Here is an 18,881-nt window from a genome sequence, read left to right on the forward strand (position 1 = left end):
GGTACTGTGTGGCCAGCAGGGGAACCGTTGTGCTTCGTTCGCAGTTCGTGACAGTCGGCGCTCGAACGACGCTTCCAGCGGCGTTCAGCGGTGCGACGGTCGACGTCCGGTCACTCCAGCTCGTCGCCTCGTCTCGTGGTGAGGACTGGAACCGGCGACGTCCGGATCACGCGGTCGGTGAAGCTCCCGAGCAGGTGACGGTCGAGTCCGGTGTGTCCGTGGGTCCCCATGACGACGAGGTCGATCCCCTCCGCCTCGGCGTAGGACGTGATCTCTCTCGAGACCGATCCGGCCGTCACGGTCGTCGTGACGTTCTCGACTCCTGCACGCTTTGCGGTCGATTGGGCGTCGTCGAGGAGTTCCTGAACGTTCTCCTCGAGTTGCGACGACAGTCGGGTCGATTCCGTCTCGATCACCTCCGGAAGTTCGTCGACGACGGAGAGCAAGTGCAGGGTCGCGCCGTGTCGCTCGGCCACCGTCGTTCCCAGTTCCAGCGCGGCCGTCGCGTGGTCGCTGCCGTCCGTCGGAACGAGCACGTCGTCGTACGGATATGCCCGCGTCGCATCCTCGGCGGCGCGAACCGTCAGCACCGGGATCTCGCTTCGGTTGACGACGCAGTCCGTGACGCTCCCGAGGACGTACTCGCCGATGCCACGCCGTCCGTGGGCACCCATCACGATGAGGTCGAACGCGTCGCCGGTGGCGTATTGGGTGAGCACGGTTCTCGGGTCCCCCTGAACGACGTCTGTCGTCACGGAGACGCTCCGGTCTTCGGCCAGCGCGGCGGCCTCGTCGACGACCTCGTCGCCCTCCTGTTCGAGCACGTCGACGACGTCGCCGCCGAGCCGCGTCAGGCTCGGTTCCTTCGTATCCGCGACGTAGACGAGCTGAATCGTCCCGTCCTGATCCGCTGCGATATCTATCGCGTGCTTGAGGGCTGCCGTCGCAGGATTGCTCCCGTCGGTCGGCACGAGTAGTCGGGTAGTCACGACCGGGTGTTCGACCCCGACCGGCTTAGTTTGTGGGACGGCCGAGGCCGAGGAGAACGCTGTTTGCACTGGGAACGGACTGTGCGGTCACGGGTTGTCCGGTCGAAACCGAATCTCAGACGGACTCGACGCGAATCTCGCCGTTCGCAGTGACCGTCACCAGACAGTCGCTGTACTCGAACGCGACCGAACCACCGGGTCGCAGCCCGTTCGCACGCGGTTCGAACAACCGCTCGAGTGCGTCGGCGTTGATCGAGTAGTGAAGCGGCTCGAGATCGGTAATACTCGTATCACGAAACGTTGCGACGGCGTCCGCGACGGCAACGCTGAGCGGTTCGTCGTCGAGCCGATCGTACTGTGCGGAATAACAATCCCCCATTGCGGTGGACGGAGATTCTGAACTCATTTCGGTCATTGGTAGTACGTACCCCCCAGTACGTCCGTGGGAAGTCATCCGTGGGTTCACGAGGTCCCGCAAAGAGCCTGATCGTTAACTGTGTAATGGCTCCAAAAAAAGATGGTTAATCAGTTAACCCCGGCGGCAGTCGACCCCTCGAACAGCACCGCGAACAGCTTCCGTTCCGCCGATCGGACGTGTTTGTGGAACGCCGGCGGGGAGATGTTCAGCGACGTGGCGATCTCCTCGCCGTTCGCCCGTCGCGGCCACTCGAAGAACCCGCCGTGGTACGCCGTCTGGACCACCTCCCGCTGTCGATCGGTGAACGTCTCGAGCAAATCGTTGCGCGCCGAGGCGCTGACCGTCGACGGGTCGTCCGTGGTCTGTTCGCGCCGTGCGATCATCGACACCGTCGGGCCGCTCCGGTTGATGCCGGAGAGCACTTCCCGAATTTCGACCGCGTCCGGAACGTCGATGATCGCACGCCCGCCCGACTCGTCGGCGACGAACTCCCGCAGTCGAACGCCGTGCGTGTCCGCGATCGACCCGAGGAACGGATCGGTCAGATGCACCTGAAGTAACGTCTCGTCTTCGTGTTCGGCGATCGTCGAGAGCTCGCTGACTCCGTCGATCGCCGTCAGGTCGAACGCGTCGGCCGGATCGGCGATCCGTCCCTCGACCGCGACGAAGACGATCTGCAGGCCGTCGGTTCGGCTCGTCGCACCCTCGTAGGTCACGCTCTCACCGAGCGCGGACGCGAGCTGACACAGCGTCGCGTCCGCTGCGACCGCGAGCTCCACTTCGGTCCGGTCGTCGCCCACCAGCGCGTTCTTTCGTTTGACCGCGTCGATCGCGTACGCGATCGTCTCGCCGAGTTCCGCCAGCGTGGTGCGAAGCGTTTCGTCGAACGCGTCCCGTTCTTCGCCGTAGATCGACAGCACGCCGTAGAGGAATCCGTCGTAGACCAGCGGGACCGCGTAGACGGACTGGAAGTTTCTCGAGAGCGCATCGCCTCGCCAGTCGCCGTCGTGAACCGACTCCGCGACGTTCTCGACGTAAACCGGAGCCCGCGTGCGGGCCGCTCGACCCGCCGGTTCGGCGGCCGATTCGTCGACCGTCGTTACCGATACCGAATCGAGATAGCCGCGCTCGAGTCCGGCGTCGGTTCGCGACTGGAGCCGGTTGCCGCTCGGGTCCGGTTCGCCGATCCAGGCCAGCGAACACGCCTCCAGATCGGCGAGCAGGTCGGGAATTCCGCGCTCGATTTCGGTCCGAGATTCGGCCAGCAAGAGGTGTTGTTCGATCTCCTGACGGATCTCGTTGGCGGCGTTGAGTCGCTCGAGATGCCGGTTCTGTCGCTTGAGTTCCCGCTCGCGATCGTGGAGCCGTCGGGTCCGACCGATCCGATCGAGGGCGGCTTCGGCCGTCGTCGCGAACAGCTGAGCGAGTTCCGCGGTATCGTCGTCGTACTCTCCGGGCGTCGTCGAGAGCGCGACGAGCACGCCGTGTTCGCCCAGCGGGACGTAGAGGCCGCTGCGAGCGCCGGTCGACTCGTCGTAGACGGTGGCCGCGTTCCTGACGTCGTCGTAGATGGACGCCTCCCCCGTCACGAACGTCTCCCAGGAGATGCTCCCGTTGGGGCCGAGCCGCGGCGGCGTCCCGAACGCCGACTCGAGGGCCGTCGAATACGCCGCCGGGACCAGTTCGTTCAACTGGTCGTCGAACTGGTAGACGACGCTGTCCAGATCGAGGACGTCCGTCGCGACGTCGACGATGTACTCGCAGGCGTCGTCCTCCGAATCGACGCTCAGCAGGTGATTGGTCGCTTCGTGCAACGCGTTGAGCGCCTCCTGATACTGGACCCGCTCGGTGACGTCGTTTGCGACGCCGATGACGCGGTCGATGGTGCCGTCGTCCGTGATCGGGCGGTACCACGTTTCGAAGACGCGATCCCCCAGCCGGCGACGCGAGTTGACTTCCGTGCCCTCGAGGGCCGTCCTCGCATCGGCACAGACCTCGGGATAGTCCTCGAGGAGGTCGAAAAACGAGTTGCCGAGGATCTCCTCGGAGTCGGAGCCGAGATTTGCGAGTCCTCGTCCCTCGGCGAGCGTGAAGGTTCCGTCCTCGTCGAGGACGAATAACACGACGGGGACGTTCTCGACCAGCGTCTGGAGTCGCTCCGTCCGTTCGGTCAGGTCCTTATTGCGCTCGACGCGGTCGGTCACGTCGCGCCAGTACACGGAAATACCCGACGGGGACGGGTAGATTCGCGCTTCGATCCAGGCGTCGTAGGTGTCGAAGCGCGCTTCGACGGTGCGGGGTTCCTGTCGGTCCATCGCCTCGATGGCCTCGCGCTGGAACGCCGAGTCCTCCATCCCCGGGAAGACGTCGAGGATGCGTCGCCCGAGGAGGTCCGATCGGTCGATATCGAGCTTCTCGATCGTGCGATCGTTGACGTACGTGAACCGCCAGTCGGCATCAAGCGCGTAGAAGGCGTCCGTCACCCGTTCGAACGACTCGCTCAACTCCTGTGCGATACGGTGGTGTTCCGTGACGTCCTGGATCGATGCGACGACGCCGTCCACGATGCCGTCGTCGCATCGGTTCGTGAGGATCGCCTTGTGAACGTACCAGGTGCCGTCGGCGTGCTTGCACGTGTATTCGACGGTCCGCGTCGCGCCGGTCTCGGCGCTGCGAACGGCCTCGAAGCCGTCCACTACCGTCTGTCGGTCGTCGGGATGGACGTAATCGAGCATGTGAGTGCCGGACATCTCGTCCGAATCGAACCCCCCGACGCGTTCGACCGCCGGACTGACGTAGGTGACTATCCCTTCCTCGTCGACGATCACCAGCAGATCCGACGACTGGTCGATCAGGATCTCGTACCACTCCGCCCCGCGGCGGTCATCACGTTGCAACGCGGTGAATTCGACCGCCCGCCGGAGCCGGTGGGCCAGCAACGGCGGCTCCTGAATCGTCGTCTTGGCGATTACCTCGGCGGCACCGTCCGCTCGGAGTTGCGCGACCGAGTCGTCCGCTGCCGGATCGCTGGCGTACACGATCGGACACTCGCCGTCCGTGGCAGCCAGCACCGCTCTGTCGTCGGTCAGAATACAGTTCGCCGGGCCGATCCGGTCGGCCGTGAGTTCGGACGGGCTCGAGACGGTTCCCGTGACGGTGATCGACTCGTCCGCGAGTCCCGCCGTCGCCGTCCGAATCCAGTCGGACGTTCCGACGGCGAGTACACGTATCGGGGTCGTCTCGACGTCCTCGAGACCGCGAGCCATATCGCTGGGTGGGCCGGCACGAATAAAAAGTTCGCGTCGATTTTCGTTTCAAGAATTCAGTATCCGATCGCGACACCGTCTTTCCGCGGCTCGGTCGCCCCGGCGAGGGTGCCACCGCGTCGGCGAACGAGCTGGGCACCGCCGAACATGACCGGTGGGAGAACGCGGACGTCGTGGCCCCGTCGCGCGAGCGCCGAGGCGTTCGGGAGCCGCTCCTCGACGCCCAAGCACCCGTCCTCGCGGTACCGCCAGCGCGGCGCGTCGAGCGCCGCCTGCGGCGACAGTCCGTAGTCGACGACGTTCGAGAGGACCTGTACGTGTCCCTGTGGCTGCATGTAGCCGCCCATGACGCCGACGGCCATCCAGTCGTCCTCGTCCAGTCTCGCGATCGCAGGAACGAGCGTGTGGAAGGGACGCTTGCCCGGCTCGAGACCGTTCGGATGATCGGGATCGAGCGAGAACGACGCCCCGCGGTTCTGGAGCGCGATACCGGTGTCGCCGGCGACCAGTCCGCTGCCGAAGCCGGCGAAGCGCGAGTTGATGTACGAGACGAGGTTGCCCTCGTCGTCGCCGACGGTCAGGAGCACGGTGTCCGCGTCCTCGGCGGCCGCGTTCGGAACCCCGACCTCGGGATCGCGTATCGGTTCCGAGCCGATTGCGCGCGCTCGCTCTCGAGCGTAGGATTTCGACGCGAGCGGCGGAACCGACTCGTAGGCCGGGTCCGCGACGTAGTGGTGGCCGTCGACGAACGCGAGCTTCGTCGCCTCGGCGAAGGCGTGGACCCGTTCCGGCGAGTCGTAGTCGTGCTCGCCCGCGCCGATCGCCTCGGCGATGTTCAGCGCCTCGAGCGCGATCAGCCCCTGGTTGTTCGGCGGGAGTTCGTACACCGTCGCACCGTTGTAGGTCGTGCTCACCGGGTCGATGAACTCGGGTTCGAACCCCGCGAGGTCGTCGCGAGTCATGAGGCCGCCGGCCGCCCGAATTTCCGAGACGATCTCGTCGGCGATGTCGCCCTCGTAGACGACGTCGGCCCCCTGCTCGGCGATCGTTCGCAGCGAGTCGCCGAGCTTCGGCAACCGAACCGTCTGGCCCGGATTCGGACTCTCGCCGTCGAAGAGGTACGCCTCGCGGGCGTGATCGTCGGTGAACAGGTCCTCGGCCCCCGTCCAGTGGTGGGCGATCACCGGCGAAACGGGATACCCGTCGGTTGCGTACTCGATCGCGGGTTCGAGGACCGTCCCCAGCGATTTCCGCCCCAGCCGCTCGACCGTCGCCTCCCAGCCCCGCGCGGTTCCGGGCACGGTCACCGCGTGGGGTCCGAGGAAGGGCATCTCGAGGTCGTCGCCGCTCGCGTCGCCGTCGACGGCGTACCCGCGCGATTCGGGGTAGTAGCGATCGCGGTCGTCGTCGGCCTCGAGCGTGCTCCTGACGGCGTCGATCGTCGCGTCGGCCGGGGCACCGCCGCAGGAACGCATCGCACCGACCTCGCCGTCGGCGGTCCGATAGAGCGCGAAGACGTCCCCGCCCAGCCCCGTCGAGGTCGGCTCGACGACGTTCAGGGCGGCCGCCGTCGCGACCGCCGCGTCGAAGGCGTTCCCGCCGTCGCGGAGGATCGAGACGCCCGCCTGCGCCGCGAGCGGCTGGCTCGTCGCGACCATCCCGCGAGACGCGTAGACGGTCGACCGCCGCGAGTCGAACCGGTCGAGATCCGCGGTGTCGTCCATGGTTCTACCGGGCGATCGAGGAACAAAATACTAGCGTCCCGAACAGTCGCGGCGACTCACTCGAGCGCGAGCGGCGCGTGATCGACCCGGTAGCCGTCGTCGATCTCGTCGATACCGCTCACTTCGCGCAGTCGGAGGCCGCGTTCCATCTTCGTCACGACCGGCGTCTCGTAGTAGTCGGCCTCGTACTCGAATCCCTTGCCCTCGTCGCGGCGGCGCTCGACGAACTCCTCGTGGCGCTCGAGGCGGGCCCGTCCGATCGACCGCGACAGCGCCGGGACGTCGTCGACGTGCTCGTCGAAGACCTCGAGGAAGGCCGCCTCGAGTTCCGAGCCGACCGAGTTCCGGCCGGTACACATCGCCGCGAGCGTCGTCGTGCCGGTCCCCCAGAAGGGGTCGAGCACGGTGTCGCCGTACGCCGAGTACATGCAGATCAACCGGTAGGGTATCTCGAGGGGGTAGGCCGCCGACCGCTCCCGCAGGTCGTCGTCCGCGGGCTCGTCGATCGCCTGTAGCTCGCCCCTGACCTCGGTCCAGACGTCGGTAAACCAGCGGTTGCGCTCCTCCCAGAAATAGGCCGCCTCGTACCGCCGGTCGGCTTTCGGCTCGAACTCGCGGCTCTCGGCCCCCTTTCGAAACACCAGGATGTACTCGTGTTCCAGCGTGACGTAGGCGTTGGGCGGAATCATCCCGCTTCCCATGAACTTGGCCGCGCTGTTGGCCGGCTTGCGCCAGAGCACGTCCGGCAGGGGCTCGAATCCGCGGTCCTCGAAGGCCTCGAGCACGCGGGCGTGGTTGGGGTAGACCCGAAAGCTCCCGTCGACCGATCGAGTCGCGTCGCCCACGTTGACACAGGCGATCCCGCCGTCGACCAGCACCCGCTCGAGTTCGTCCCAGACGCGCCCGAGCTGGGCGTGCATCGCCTCGAACGCCTCGTACCCGTCGCCGGCCGCCAGCGCGTCGTCGATCGCGGGATCGAGCTCCGTGAAGAGGTCGTCCCACATCTCGATCATCGGATACGGCGGGGACGTGACGACGAGTTCGACGGACTCGTCGGCGACCGCCGAGAGATCGCGAGAATCGCCGACGAACACGCGGTGGGTCGTCTCCATTGGATTCACACTGTCGGCGTGGCTCCCTTATCTCCTTCGTCAGTGCAGTGACGTGATTTCAGCATCGAAAACGGTACCTCGGATAGCACCCGCGCGGATCCGATCGATGGAAAGGAGTCGCTACTCCTCGGTTTCCTCTTCCATCCCGTCGCCGTCACCCTCCATTTCGTCCGCGCTCTCCTCGTCGGGTTCGCCGCTCGTCGCCGGTTCGAACTCCTCGATCGGTTCCCACTCCTCTTCCTCGCCCGCCGAGAGGCGACGCCGGAGCACCACCGCCCCGGCGGCGGCACCGAGGACGAGCAGCAGTCGCGGCAGACGCGAGCCCGACACGCCCCCGCTTTCGTCGGTGTCGCTCGTCAGCTCCGGCGTCGTCTCGGTGGTCTCTTCGGCGGTCTCCATGACGTCCTCGATGATCTCCGGCTCCTCGATGTCCTCGATCGGCGACTCCTCGAGCGCGGGTGATTCCCGACCCACCAGAAATCCGACGACCGCACCGAGGCCGAACAGGGCCCCCGCCAGCGGGAGTCGGCCGCCGGACCGACCGCCCTCCGACTCCTCTACGGCCTCGAGAATCGACTCGCGCATCGGCGACTCCATCCCTCTGTTGACCGCTTCCTTGACGATGAGCTCGGATAGGGTTCTGTCTTGTTGTTCCATCTCGGGCATAATCCGCCACGACCACACCACCGTACATAATTCTATCCACCGTTTCCGTCATCGGATCCGTCTCGACGTGCGTTATGCAGCGCTTAACCCGCCCAAGGCACTCGATATCCGAATCATACTGCTGTAGCATATATCTACTACTAATTAGGCGGCGCGTTCTAGACCCGAGTAACGATCCGCGCCGCGCCGAACAATACGCACCACGGGATCCGGAAACGTCAGTGGTCGGCCGGTCAACCGGACCCTGACCGAGGAGTGCCGTCCGAACCGACTGTTGCTATCCCGTGCGTGCCCACGGCCGCGGCGATGCGGCTCGACGCTCGAGCCGTGACGGTCGACACTGGGGCTGTTCGGGACGGTATCACGATCGCTCAATCGAAAGCTGTCCGTCGTATAAGGGCGTCTCGATGCGAAGAGCGCCGGCTCGGTCCCGAGAATGCCTCTCATAACGAAAGGGATCCCACTGAAAGCGCTCGGGTATGAGCGTCATTCGGCAGCCGGAGGTCCTCGGCCGAACGACACAGCGGCGCGTCGTCGGCGCCGCTGCCGCGCTCTCGGCTGCGGTCGTCGAAACGCTCGCGGTCGGGCTCTGGTTCGGTCTCGTCGTCGGCCCGCGGACGGCGTCGACCGCGCTCGCGGGACTCGGGATTCTCTTCTGTGGCTCCCTCCTCAGAACGGTAGTGCTCGGTGCAACGATCGACGATCTCGGAGCTCTCATGGAACCCCACCAGCTCGGTTCGGCGGTCGTCCTGACGACCGGCTGGATCGTCTGGCTGCTCGTCGCCGAACTGATCGGCGGCGGGTCCGGCATCGCCGTCGCGACGACGCTCCTCGCGGGACTGTTGACGACGCAGTTCGTCCTCGAGCGGCGCGCGTTCGGACTCCCGTCGGCCGGCGGCGTGGCGGTCCGACCGATGGTTCCGGGTGTCCTGCTGGCGGCCGGTGCGGCGACGCTGCTCGCGACGGCCTGGTTCACCGACTGGACGGTTTCATCACCGCCGCTCTCCGTCGGGTTCGCGACGGCCACCGTCGAAATCGTGGCCCTCCATATCGGCGTCCTCGTCTTCGGTCTCTTCGCGTTTCTCGCCCATCAGCGACGGTTCCAGCGAATTCTCAACCCCTGACTCGGCAGCCTGACCGCGACCGTTGGCCGTCGTCGCGGATTACTTCCCCTCCGCACCCACGTTCTGGTCGCTCTCGAAGGAATCCGGATCCGGCTCGATCGTGGCGTACTGCACCGCTCGCCGGCCCAGCGTTCGAACCCGTTTCTCGAGCTTCGGATCGACGAATTCGCCGTCTTCCAGAGCACTGCTCGCGTTCGGAATCGCCGCCTCGTGGGGGATCACCCACGCGTTCAGCGCCCGGCAGACCGAACGCATGTGCTCAAGGGCCGTGACGGGGAAGGCCCCGCCCGAGACCGCGAGGAGTCCGACGGTCGTGTCCTCGAACTCGTCGAAGCCGCAGTAATCCAGCGCGGTCTTCAGCGGGGAGGCGTACGAGCCGTGGTACATCGGAGACCCGAGGATGACGGTGTCGGCTTCGCGGACGCGCTCGGCCAGCTCCTCGGCGTCGCCCGCCGCCTCGCGGTCGCGATCGGCGTCGAAAATCGGCAGTTCGTACTCCCGTAGGTCGAGCAGTTCCGTTGTCGCACCCGCGTCCGCCGCGGCCGAGAGGGCGACTTCCAGTGCGGTTCGGGTATGACTCCCGTCGCGCAGACTGCCACAGAGTGCAGCCACGCGGGGTGTGTCGTCGCTCATGCCTGTCCGGACGAGGGGGAGCGGGAAAAGCGACCCGAATGTAATGACAGATGACAGGAGTCGGGTCTCGGGAAGCAGTCGGTCGGTCTCGCCGCATCCGACGCCACTATACTATCGGAATTCGAACGCGTCGTCGTGCAGTCGGTCCTCTCCGTCTTGCTGAACGAGGCGCTCCCGCGCGTGCTGACGATCGCGGTCCTGATCGGCGCCGGTGTCGGTCTGGCCAACCTCGCAGTAGAGTACGGGCTCGTCACGGTCATCGCTCGCGCGGGTCGGTACCTCACGGAGCCGGCGAACCTGCCGCCGGAAGTGGGAACCGCCGTTCTCACGAACACGGTCTCCGTGACGGCGGGCTACGGGATGCTCGCCGAATTCCGCGAGGAGGCCCTCCTCGACGACCGGGCCACGCTGATCGCCGTCGTCATCAACACCTTCTTCGGCTTCGTCCAGCACATCTTCACCTACTACGGCCCCGTTCTCGTGCCGATTCTGGGAGTACAGGTCGGCCTCATGTACGTCGGCGCTCGCGCCGGCATCTCGCTGGCCATCACCGGCGTCGGACTGCTCGCCGGTTCACTCCTCCTCCGCGGCTACGAGTACGACAGCGGTGCTCTCGAGCCCGAGACGCCCGACGACGAACCCCGAACGAACCGCGAGAAGGTCCGGAGTGCGGGGGAGAGCACCCTCGAGCGCCTGCGCTCGATCGTTCCGCGCCTCGCCGTCGTCTACTCCCTGGTCTTCGTCGCGCTCGAGTACTCCGACCGGATCCTCGCCGGGTTCGCGTCGGTCGGGGTCGACGAGCCGGGGGCCGTTCTCGAGCCGATCGCCGGGCTGTTGGGTCTCCCGGGGGCAGCGGTACCGGTAATTCTCGTCTCGCTGGTCGATCCGACGACGGGCGCGATCACCGTCGCGCCGCTGATCGGCGACGTCCTGACGCCGAACGAGGCGGTGATAACGCTACTCATGGGGAGTCTCGTCTCGTTGACGATCGGGACGGTCAAGCGCTCGATCCCGTTCCAGTTCGGTATCTGGGGGGCGGAGTTCGGAACGAAAGTGATCGTCGTCAACGTCTGCCTCAAAGCGGTCTTCATCCTCGTCGCGATCGCGGGCTTCTTCGCCGTCTAACGTCGGTCGGAGGGAGGAGCGTATCGACGTCACCGAACGACGGTACGACGCCGAGAAAACGGCCGCGACCGCTGATCGCGCTCGGAGCTACGCGCTCGTCGCGGTGGCGTTCGACGTCTGGACGGTCCCGTATACACCGGCGAGTGACAGGATCACGATCAATACCCCGGAGACGCCGTTGATCCCCAGTACCAGATCTCGCTGGACGTCGAAGAGGAGGATCGGTGCGATCGCGATCCAGATACCGAGCACGGCGAGCACTGCCGGGATGGCGATACTGAACGACCCCTGCTCATCCGTTCGATAGGCCTGGACCGAGGCGACGAAGGCAATTATCGCTCCCGCGATGACATTGTGGATACCCATCGTGTCCGTGATCGTGAAGACGGCCGTCGAGACCATCACGAACGCGCCGAGTGCCGCCGTCAGTCCGGCCGTTCGAACGACCAACGCTGCCTTCCCGTCGGCTGATCGGCTCATAGTAGAACGGTAGCGACTGCCAGATATTTCATGGTATCGATATAGAAGATACCTGGTACGTGGGGTTGCTCGTCGAGACGATCACACCGATATCGCGGGCGGTCTCTCCAGGAAGGACTGGGTCTCGGAGAACGTCACGACCGGTCGAACGTGTGGTCGCGTTCTCGCGGTGGGCTCCGGTCCGTTTCCGGAAACGAGTTGGCCGCACTCCACAATAGCCGCAGCGAGTGGGAGGGGTGGGGAGTCTCCCACGCGTCTGCGCGTAGAGTTACGGATGTCGTGGTTGCAGGTGGGTGCCTGATCCGTGGTGTGTCGACGTAACGTACAGTTTCCTGTGCTCCTGTCCGGTCTGGTACCGCCATTTCGCCCCCGACGGGAGCGGATTTACGGCGGTAGCGGAGAATTGTATCGAACAATAATTAACTTTCTCCCTCATCAGTTTGGATGGCGACCGGGGCACCGATTCGGGCGTGTCGGAAGCGGCCGCGAGCGACCCGCGTCCGGAACACGTCGAGCAGCGCTGGGCTGCGCCGACGGGACGGTCACTCGATCAGATCTCTTCGAGCAGTTCGAGGATGTCCGAGAAGCCGAATCGGCCGTTCTCGTCGAAGTCGAAAGCCTCGGGGTTGTTCTGGACGCCGTCTGCGTCTCGGTTCTCGAAGAGGGCATTGACGTCACCGTGGGTGGTCGTCTCGTCCCCGTTGACGTCCTCATAGCGGCCGTCGTCATCGGGGTCGCGGGCCTCGTAGTCGCCGACTGCAACCGTGTCGCCGGTATCGCCACACCGGTCAGCGCCTGCCGGGGGAACCGACCACTCGGCGCTCGGCGTTCCATCGTCGCCGACGATCGGCCACCCGTCGTCGTCCCACCGAATCGGATCGATCATGAGCACGCGCACGTCTCGGTCCGCAGTGGCTTCGACGTGATAGACCATCCACCACTCTCCCTCGTCGTCCTGAATCGCCGTGTTGTGACCCGGCCCGATGAACTCCTCCGTTCCCGAAAGCACGGCGACGCCCTCGTGATGGGCGTTCAACTCGCGGAGGTCTTCCCCGCGCTGGTTCTCGTAGGGGCCGAAAAACGACTCCGATCGGCCCACCGCGACCTCGTACGTGCTGTCGGCACCGTCACAGCAGTGGCCCGTCGAGTAGAAGAGGTAGTAGTAGCCGTTCTCCTCGAGTATCATCGGCCCCTCCTTCTTGTCCCCGGCCATGTGGAAGGTGGTGCCGGGGACGTAGTCCGCAGCGTCCGGTGTCAACTCGACGCCGTAGATGCCGTACCAGCTTCCCCAGACCATGTACGGCGTGTCGTCGACGACCACCAGCTCGCCGTCGATGGCGTTCGTCATCCCGAGGTCCGCAGCGCGGAACACCGGTCCCCGATCGGTGAACGGCCCCTCGGGATCCGACGCGGTCGCGAGCCCGATCCCCGGATTGTCCTGGCTCCCCCAGGTCGAGTAGGAGTAGTACAGGTGATACTCGCCGTCGTACTCGGCGACCGACGGTGCCCACACCCCCGCGTCCGGATCGTCCCGCCAGTCCGGTTTGGTCTCGAACGCCGACCCGATGTAGGTCCAGTTCACGAGATCCGTCGACCGGGCGATCGGAACCACGTCCTCCGGGTTTTCCGTCCCGTACGCGTAGTAGATGCCGTCGCAGGTCCGGACGACGCTCACGTCGCCGAACCCGATCGGTCCAGTCGGATTGCGGTAGCTGTCCTCCTGCTCGGCCGCGCGTCCCGTCTCGCTGACGCCGATTGGACTCGCAGTGGCTACCGCACCCGCGCCGACCACCCGTAACACGTCCCGTCTGTCCACGTTCGTTCGAGTATCGCGCATCGTATCGTACTCCCACTCAGCGCTGAAGCCACATATAATTTCTCTATATTAAACGTAATTTTATCTACGATAGTGTGAGGTATGTAGTTTCGACTCCCCGCGGACACTGTTCGGTCCGCGAGTGGAACTGCTGGCTCACTCGTTCCACTGCGGAGATGACGGTCGATCCATCCAACGCCGGCAGTCCGGAGACGACCGTCAATCCGACTGCGACTCTAGAATGGCGTCCAACTGCGCCACGAGGTGCTGTTTCCGTTCGGCTGACAGCCCAGTGATGAATTCGGTCTCCGACAGCTCCGACAGGGTCGCGCCGGTCTCGAGCAGTCGCAGTCCCTCCGCGACGGCCGCCCGATTCCCCACCTTCGCGACGCGGTTGCGCGAGGTCCAGAGGTCGACGTTCTGCCGCCGAGCGTCCCGCCGGCTGACGCTCGGCAGGACGTATCCCTCGCAGCCCTCGATCGGCGCGAGCACCGCCTCCGGATCGCCGGTCACGTCCTCTCGGAGCTTCACCACCTGTCCTTCCGCGACGAACGTCTGCCAGTCCCCGTCGCTGGCGACGGTCGGCGGCTCCGACAGCGCACTCCCGTCGGCGACGTCGACGCTCGCGAGATCGGCGCGACGCCACGCCGAGACCACCGGGACGTCGCTGTCCCGGAGCACGCGCCGTTCGAACGCCGGCGTGCGGTACGCGACCGCATCCTCGTCGACCGACACCGTCCCGACCCGACGGGCCGTCTCGAGCAGGTCGCGGCGCTGCTCGGCCGCCGACGGGCGGACGAGCGGCGGAAACAACACGAACTGAACCCGCCCGCCGGGGCGAACGTGCTGGCAGGCCCGATAGAGCCACGCTTCCGTGTGTTCGGGATACCACGGCGGATCGAAGAACGCGACCGAAAACGTCGACTCGAGGTCCAATGGCTCGTGGACGTCGCCCCGAACGAATCGGAGCGACTCCAGGTCGGTCGCGAACCGCTTTTCGACCCGGCCGCTCCGATCGACGAGCGTCACGGGAACCCCCCGCCGAGCGAGGCGGACGGCGACAGTCGGCGCGCCGAGACAGAGGATCGGTTCGCCACCCTCTCGGAGGCTGTCGGCGACGGCGGTCGTCGCCTCCGCGGTGAAATACCACTCGTAGTCGAGGGGGTGTAGTTCGGGCGTGTGGACGGCGTCCGTTTCGCCGTCCGACTCGAGGGTGCCGGTCGGAAGCGTGTCGGCGACGCCCCGTTCCCGTAACCGGTCGTAGACGATGGTCGGGAACGCGCCGCGGGCGTTCCGAATCACGTCCGCAACCGTCGCGTCGGGAGCCGCTGTAAGCGCGGTCACTCGGTCGTCGAGGCGACGCTGGTAGGTCGTCTGGGAAGCGGTCTGCTCAGACATCGGTCGCGTGCTGTCCGGGAGAGCTCGGTCGGCGGTACTGATTCGATTCGTCTCGATGGTCGGCAGGACAACGAGGGTCGCTCTGCACCGGCCGTGTCATACAGGTACGTATCAACTGAGGCGAATTTAAAGGTTTATCCGAGTGACGTGTAGTGACAGCGGACCGCTTCGGAGTGGCGCGACGAGCCGATCACGCGATCCGCGTGCCGTCGTCGGTGACCGCGACCACACAATCGTCACAGAGTAATCACTCGAGAGCGATTCCCGACCGGTATTCGGGAACGCCTGAGACGTCGACGTCCGAGACCCGGAAGAGTGCCCCCGCACCGTCGCCTTCGGTCTCCCGATCGCCGTTGTCGAGGGCGGTCGTCAAGTAGAGATCGCTGTACTCCGGGCCGCCGAACGTGACGGAGGAGACCTTTCGCGCCGGGAGCTCGATCTCGTCGAGTTGCTCCCCGTCCGGAGAGTATCGGACGACGCGCCCGCCGTTCCACCGCGCGGACCAGATGCAGCCCTCCTCGTCGACCGTCATGCCGTCGGGGACGCCGTCGTCGGCAGGCGTCTCGACGACCGTCCGCTCGTTCGACAGCTCGCCGGTCGCCCGATCGTACTCGTACGCGGAGATCCGGCGTGCCTCCGACTCGGTGAAGTAGAACGTCTCGCCGGCGAACCCCATCCCGTTGGGGATGTCGACGTCCTCGATCGCGACCGTCGAGGTGCCGTCCCGCTCGAGGCGATAGAGATCGCCGAGCGTCTCCTCCCCGGGCATCGTCCCGCAGAAGACCCGTCCGTTGGGACCGGCGATCACGTCGTTGAATCGCGTGTCGGCGTCGATCGAAGCGACGGGCTCGGCGTCGTCGCCGGGATCCCACCGATTGATGGCCCCGTGGGTGAACAGGAGCAACGCGCCGTCGGCTTCGATCGCGTACCCGCCGAGCGGAGCCCCGTCAGTTTCGTACGCGATCTCGTGGTCGTCGGTCCCGGGATCGTACCGATAGAGCCGGCCGGCCGGAATATCGACCCAGTACAATTGCTGGTCGTTGGGGTGCCACAGCGGCCCCTCACCAGTATGCGCGTGGATATCAGCGACGCGTTCGACACGAACCATGATACCCGATTTGAGGGATATCCCTTAAATCATCTAGTTTGTGGTACTATATTCCCAGATGACAGTGTAGAGTAGCGATATATCGCGTTTTATATCGGATTCTGAATACGTAGTTCTAATTAATAGATGCCAATTCCATACGGTATATGGTATATTGAAAGTTCTTAATTTCTAGGGTCCATCCCGGTGGTGCTGCCATGGTCAAGAGGGATACAGTCCGAGCCCACCCATCCCGGAACCCAGAAATTAGAACATGAAGACGGGACGATTCTTCGATGATTTCTCCACTGAAGTCAGACGCTAATCACCGAGAGGAAGAGCGCTACGGCTACTTTAATCTAGTTCGACAATAGGTTATTATACATACACAATTTATGGCCATATACATATATGCTAGCTTGTATTTAATTTTTTAATATGTGTATCGATCAGTTAGGAGCCCTATTCGAGCTCTGCGGAGACTCGCTCATGCATCACCGCTCGAAGTTCGTATCCGTTTCAATTACAATACAAAATTTTTATATTTCGGCGAATGATTCTACATCGGACTATTACCCGGATTGGGTGCGCTCGGGCGACACGAAATCGAAGAGTGAACGTTCCAGCAATCAGGGACCCGATCCGTCAAAAGGACTCACGTTGGAGAATATTTATAATAGCCGGGGGTAATCCCTTAGCCACGCATGAGACCAGTCACACGGCTGTGTGAGCAGTCCCTGATTTCGTCCGGGGGATCGGCTCCCGACGACGGACTGACTATCCGAGACAGTGCCACCGCGATATCCGCCACGAGCACCAACTGAGACATGTCCGAGATCGTCGATTACGACCTGTACGAAGTACCGCCCCGCTGGTTGTTCCTCCGCATCGAAACGAGCGACGGGATAGTCGGCTGGGGCGAACCGGTCGTCGAAGGGCGAGCGGCGACGGTTCGAACGGCAGTCGAGGAGCTCATGGACAACTATCTGGTTCGGAACGATCCCGCGAGAATCGAGGACCACTGGCAAACGATGTACCGCGGCGGGTTCTATCGCGGCGGGCCGATCCTCATGAGCGCCATCGCCGGAATCGATCAGGCGCTCTGGGACATCAAAGGGAAGCGCTTCGACGCACCCGTCTACGAGCTCCTCGGCGGCCGTGCTCGCGATCGGATCCGCGTCTACCAGTGGATCGGCGGTGACCGACCGTCGGAGGTCGGTGACGCGGCCGCCGACAAAGTCGCGAACGGATTCACCGCGCTGAAAATGAACGCCACCTCGGAGCTTCGCCGGGTGGACAATCCGGCAGCCATCGAGAACGCCGTCGATCGGCTCAGAGAGGTCCGGGAACGCGTCGGACCCGAAATCGACATCGGCGTCGACTTTCACGGCCGCGTCTCCAAACCGATGGCCAAGCGACTGGCCAAAGCGCTCGAGCCGTACGATCCGATGTTCATCGAAGAACCGGTCCTGTCGGACCACAACGACGAACTCCACACCCTCGCCCAGCACACGACGATCCCGATCGCGACGGGCGAGCGACTGTACTCTCGATGGGATTTCAAGGAGATCTTCGAGAGCGGTGCGGTGGACGTTATCCAGCCGGACCTCTCCCACGCGGGCGGGATCACCGAAGTCAAGAAGATCGCCGCGATGGCGGAGGCGTACGACGTCGCACTCGCCCCGCACTGTCCGCTCGGACCGATCGCGCTGGCCTCATGCGTTCACGTCGACACGATCTCACCGAACGCCCTGATTCAGGAACAGAGCCTGAACATCCACTACAACGAATCGAGCGACATTCTGGAATACCTCGAGAATCGAGACGTCTTCCGGTACGACGACGGCTACATCGAGGTCCCCACCGAGCCCGGGTTGGGGATCAGTATCGACGAGGACTACGTCGAGCAGCAGGCCGAAAAGACCGTCGACTGGCACAATCCGGTCTGGCGAAACGAAGACGGGAGCGTTGCAGAGTGGTAACGTACGGCGAAGACCCATCGCCCCGTCGAAAACGAAACCGTGACGAACGGAACGCCGTTCCGTCTCGCCAGCCGGACCGCGATCGGTACCCGGTCCGAGCGCGGGATCGCGGGACAAGAAGACGGGGTCAGTTCTCCGGCCCGTTACCGGGACCGAGCCGATTCGACGGCGTCGACGAACGAGGCGGCAGTCTCCCGCACCCGGGCCATGTCGTCGGCCTCGATGGCGTCGTAGTCGACGATCGCGCTGCCGGCACCGACGGCGACGGCACCACCGTCGAAGAAGTCGCCGACGTTGTCGGGCGAGATGCCGCCGGTCGGCATGATATCGACGTCCCCGAGCGGGCCCTGTATCGCGCCGATGTGGTCGGGACCGACCGTCGTCGCCGGGAACATCTTGAGCATATCTGCGCCGGCCTCCATGCCCCTGACGGCCTCCGTCGGCGTCATCACGCCCGGAACCGAAACGACGCCCCGCCGGTTACAGGTGCGGATCATCTCGGGGTTGCAGTCCGGCGCGAGGACGAACTCCGCGCCGGCGTCGATAACCGACTGCGCCGTCGGGGCATCGAGCACCGTACCGGCACCGACGACGGCATCGGTACCCGTCAGTTCCCGATCCACCGCGGCGATCTTCTCGCTCGCTCGTTTGCCGTCGGCAGTTACCTCGATCGCGGTGACGCCCGCCTCGTGAATCGCCCGAGCGACCGACGCGATCTGCGCTTCGTCTACGCCGCGAAGGACTGCCACGACGCCACTGTCGATGATTCGGTCCCGAACCTCGGTTTCATTTGCCATACCCTCGTTTAGCGGAGCGGTCTCTTTAACGTAATGACTTCCGCGATCGACGTATCCAGTGGGTACTCGATCCGCTGGCCGCTCTCCGTCCGGCACCCTGATCGTTGATAGGTGACGGGCAGTTCACGGCGGCTTATCAGCGGCGGTTCAGCGATGCGAGCAGGGTGGCAAAGACGCCACATGACTGCGATTACGTTTCGTAATGAGAACATTCGACCGGCGAGGAGACGGTTTTCTCGAACGACCGACCGAATGACGGCGTTA

15 protein-coding genes are annotated in these 18,881 nt (G+C 64.8%); 3 read left to right on the plus strand and 12 right to left on the minus strand.

Features of this window, described 5'->3' with window-relative positions; all coding sequences use genetic code 11:
- Positions 1-110: 110 nt before the first annotated feature.
- The 6 genes from NDI89_RS15940 to NDI89_RS15965 form a co-directional block, all read right to left on the minus strand.
- Positions 111-989 (minus strand): universal stress protein, encoded by an 879-nt coding sequence (locus tag NDI89_RS15940; RefSeq protein ID WP_277522850.1) that lies wholly within the window; start codon positions 987-989, stop codon positions 111-113.
- A gap of 115 nt (positions 990-1,104) precedes the next feature.
- The gene (locus tag NDI89_RS15945) at positions 1,105-1,368 is read right to left on the minus strand and encodes a HalOD1 output domain-containing protein (RefSeq protein ID WP_277522851.1); all 264 of its coding nucleotides are present in this window, start codon (positions 1,366-1,368) and stop codon (positions 1,105-1,107) included.
- Positions 1,369-1,514: 146 nt separating this feature from the next.
- Positions 1,515-4,673, minus strand: coding sequence for a PAS domain S-box protein (locus NDI89_RS15950; protein ID WP_277522852.1), 3,159 nt, complete (start codon positions 4,671-4,673; stop codon positions 1,515-1,517).
- 56 nt (positions 4,674-4,729) lie between these two features.
- On the minus strand, positions 4,730-6,397 hold the full coding sequence (locus tag NDI89_RS15955) for a gamma-glutamyltransferase family protein (RefSeq protein WP_277522853.1): 1,668 nt from the start codon (positions 6,395-6,397) through the stop codon (positions 4,730-4,732).
- A gap of 56 nt (positions 6,398-6,453) precedes the next feature.
- Complete coding sequence (locus tag NDI89_RS15960; RefSeq protein ID WP_277522854.1) at positions 6,454-7,509, minus strand: DNA-methyltransferase; 1,056 nt, start codon at positions 7,507-7,509, stop codon at positions 6,454-6,456.
- Between the two features lie 120 nt (positions 7,510-7,629).
- Positions 7,630-8,175, minus strand: a complete 546-nt coding sequence (locus NDI89_RS15965; RefSeq protein ID WP_277522855.1) for a hypothetical protein — start codon at positions 8,173-8,175, stop codon at positions 7,630-7,632.
- 479 nt (positions 8,176-8,654) lie between these two features.
- On the opposite strand from NDI89_RS15965, the gene NDI89_RS15970 reads away from it, so the two are divergent.
- A complete protein-coding gene (locus tag NDI89_RS15970; protein WP_277522856.1) occupies positions 8,655-9,299 on the plus strand; it encodes a hypothetical protein in 645 nt (214 codons plus the stop codon).
- Positions 9,300-9,338: 39 nt separating this feature from the next.
- On the opposite strand, the gene NDI89_RS15975 is transcribed toward NDI89_RS15970, so the two are convergent.
- Complete coding sequence (locus tag NDI89_RS15975) at positions 9,339-9,932, minus strand: NADPH-dependent FMN reductase (protein WP_277522857.1); 594 nt, start codon at positions 9,930-9,932, stop codon at positions 9,339-9,341.
- 135 nt (positions 9,933-10,067) lie between these two features.
- Between NDI89_RS15975 and NDI89_RS15980 the strand changes: the two genes are divergently transcribed.
- Positions 10,068-11,057 carry a nucleoside recognition protein gene (locus NDI89_RS15980; protein WP_277522858.1) on the plus strand — a complete coding sequence of 330 codons (990 nt, stop codon included), beginning with the start codon at positions 10,068-10,070 and terminating at the stop codon, positions 11,055-11,057.
- Between the two features lie 87 nt (positions 11,058-11,144).
- On the opposite strand, the gene NDI89_RS15985 is transcribed toward NDI89_RS15980, so the two are convergent.
- From NDI89_RS15985 to NDI89_RS16000, 4 genes are all read right to left on the minus strand, one after another.
- Positions 11,145-11,537: an SPW repeat domain-containing protein gene (locus NDI89_RS15985; protein WP_277522859.1), complete on the minus strand. Its 393-nt coding sequence runs from the start codon at positions 11,535-11,537 to the stop codon at positions 11,145-11,147.
- A gap of 550 nt (positions 11,538-12,087) precedes the next feature.
- On the minus strand, positions 12,088-13,374 hold the full coding sequence (locus NDI89_RS15990) for a family 43 glycosylhydrolase (protein WP_277522860.1): 1,287 nt from the start codon (positions 13,372-13,374) through the stop codon (positions 12,088-12,090).
- 198 nt (positions 13,375-13,572) lie between these two features.
- Positions 13,573-14,751 (minus strand): class I SAM-dependent methyltransferase, encoded by a 1,179-nt coding sequence (locus tag NDI89_RS15995; RefSeq protein WP_277522861.1) that lies wholly within the window; start codon positions 14,749-14,751, stop codon positions 13,573-13,575.
- Between the two features lie 247 nt (positions 14,752-14,998).
- Positions 14,999-15,859: an SMP-30/gluconolactonase/LRE family protein gene (locus tag NDI89_RS16000; RefSeq protein WP_277522862.1), complete on the minus strand. Its 861-nt coding sequence runs from the start codon at positions 15,857-15,859 to the stop codon at positions 14,999-15,001.
- A gap of 806 nt (positions 15,860-16,665) precedes the next feature.
- Here NDI89_RS16000 and dgoD point away from each other — a divergent pair.
- Positions 16,666-17,820, plus strand: coding sequence for a galactonate dehydratase (gene dgoD, locus NDI89_RS16005; protein ID WP_277522863.1), 1,155 nt, complete (start codon positions 16,666-16,668; stop codon positions 17,818-17,820).
- A gap of 143 nt (positions 17,821-17,963) precedes the next feature.
- On the opposite strand, the gene NDI89_RS16010 is transcribed toward dgoD, so the two are convergent.
- Entirely contained in the window at positions 17,964-18,617 is a 654-nt protein-coding gene (locus NDI89_RS16010) for a bifunctional 4-hydroxy-2-oxoglutarate aldolase/2-dehydro-3-deoxy-phosphogluconate aldolase (RefSeq protein WP_277522864.1), read from the minus strand.
- Between the last annotated feature and the right edge of the window lie 264 nt (positions 18,618-18,881).

The organism is Natrinema salsiterrestre, from assembly GCF_029502005.1.
GTDB lineage: Archaea > Halobacteriota > Halobacteria > Halobacteriales > Natrialbaceae > Natrinema > Natrinema salsiterrestre.

What these genes read in the sequence shown, in the direction of transcription:
- NDI89_RS15990 (WP_277522860.1), bottom strand. Translation starts at nt 13,374, where the DNA reads ATGCGCGATACTCGAACGAACGTGGACAGACGGGACGTGTTACGGGTG.
- NDI89_RS15970 (WP_277522856.1), top strand. Translation starts at nt 8,655, where the DNA reads ATGAGCGTCATTCGGCAGCCGGAGGTCCTCGGCCGAACGACACAGCGG.
- NDI89_RS15955 (WP_277522853.1), bottom strand. Translation starts at nt 6,397, where the DNA reads ATGGACGACACCGCGGATCTCGACCGGTTCGACTCGCGGCGGTCGACC.
- NDI89_RS16010 (WP_277522864.1), bottom strand. Translation starts at nt 18,617, where the DNA reads ATGGCAAATGAAACCGAGGTTCGGGACCGAATCATCGACAGTGGCGTC.
- NDI89_RS15975 (WP_277522857.1), bottom strand. Translation starts at nt 9,932, where the DNA reads ATGAGCGACGACACACCCCGCGTGGCTGCACTCTGTGGCAGTCTGCGC.
- NDI89_RS15995 (WP_277522861.1), bottom strand. Translation starts at nt 14,751, where the DNA reads ATGTCTGAGCAGACCGCTTCCCAGACGACCTACCAGCGTCGCCTCGAC.
- NDI89_RS15950 (WP_277522852.1), bottom strand. Translation starts at nt 4,673, where the DNA reads ATGGCTCGCGGTCTCGAGGACGTCGAGACGACCCCGATACGTGTACTC.
- NDI89_RS15985 (WP_277522859.1), bottom strand. Translation starts at nt 11,537, where the DNA reads ATGAGCCGATCAGCCGACGGGAAGGCAGCGTTGGTCGTTCGAACGGCC.
- NDI89_RS15965 (WP_277522855.1), bottom strand. Translation starts at nt 8,175, where the DNA reads ATGCCCGAGATGGAACAACAAGACAGAACCCTATCCGAGCTCATCGTC.
- NDI89_RS15960 (WP_277522854.1), bottom strand. Translation starts at nt 7,509, where the DNA reads ATGGAGACGACCCACCGCGTGTTCGTCGGCGATTCTCGCGATCTCTCG.
- NDI89_RS16000 (WP_277522862.1), bottom strand. Translation starts at nt 15,859, where the DNA reads ATGGTTCGTGTCGAACGCGTCGCTGATATCCACGCGCATACTGGTGAG.
- NDI89_RS15945 (WP_277522851.1), bottom strand. Translation starts at nt 1,368, where the DNA reads ATGGGGGATTGTTATTCCGCACAGTACGATCGGCTCGACGACGAACCG.
- dgoD (WP_277522863.1), top strand. Translation starts at nt 16,666, where the DNA reads ATGTCCGAGATCGTCGATTACGACCTGTACGAAGTACCGCCCCGCTGG.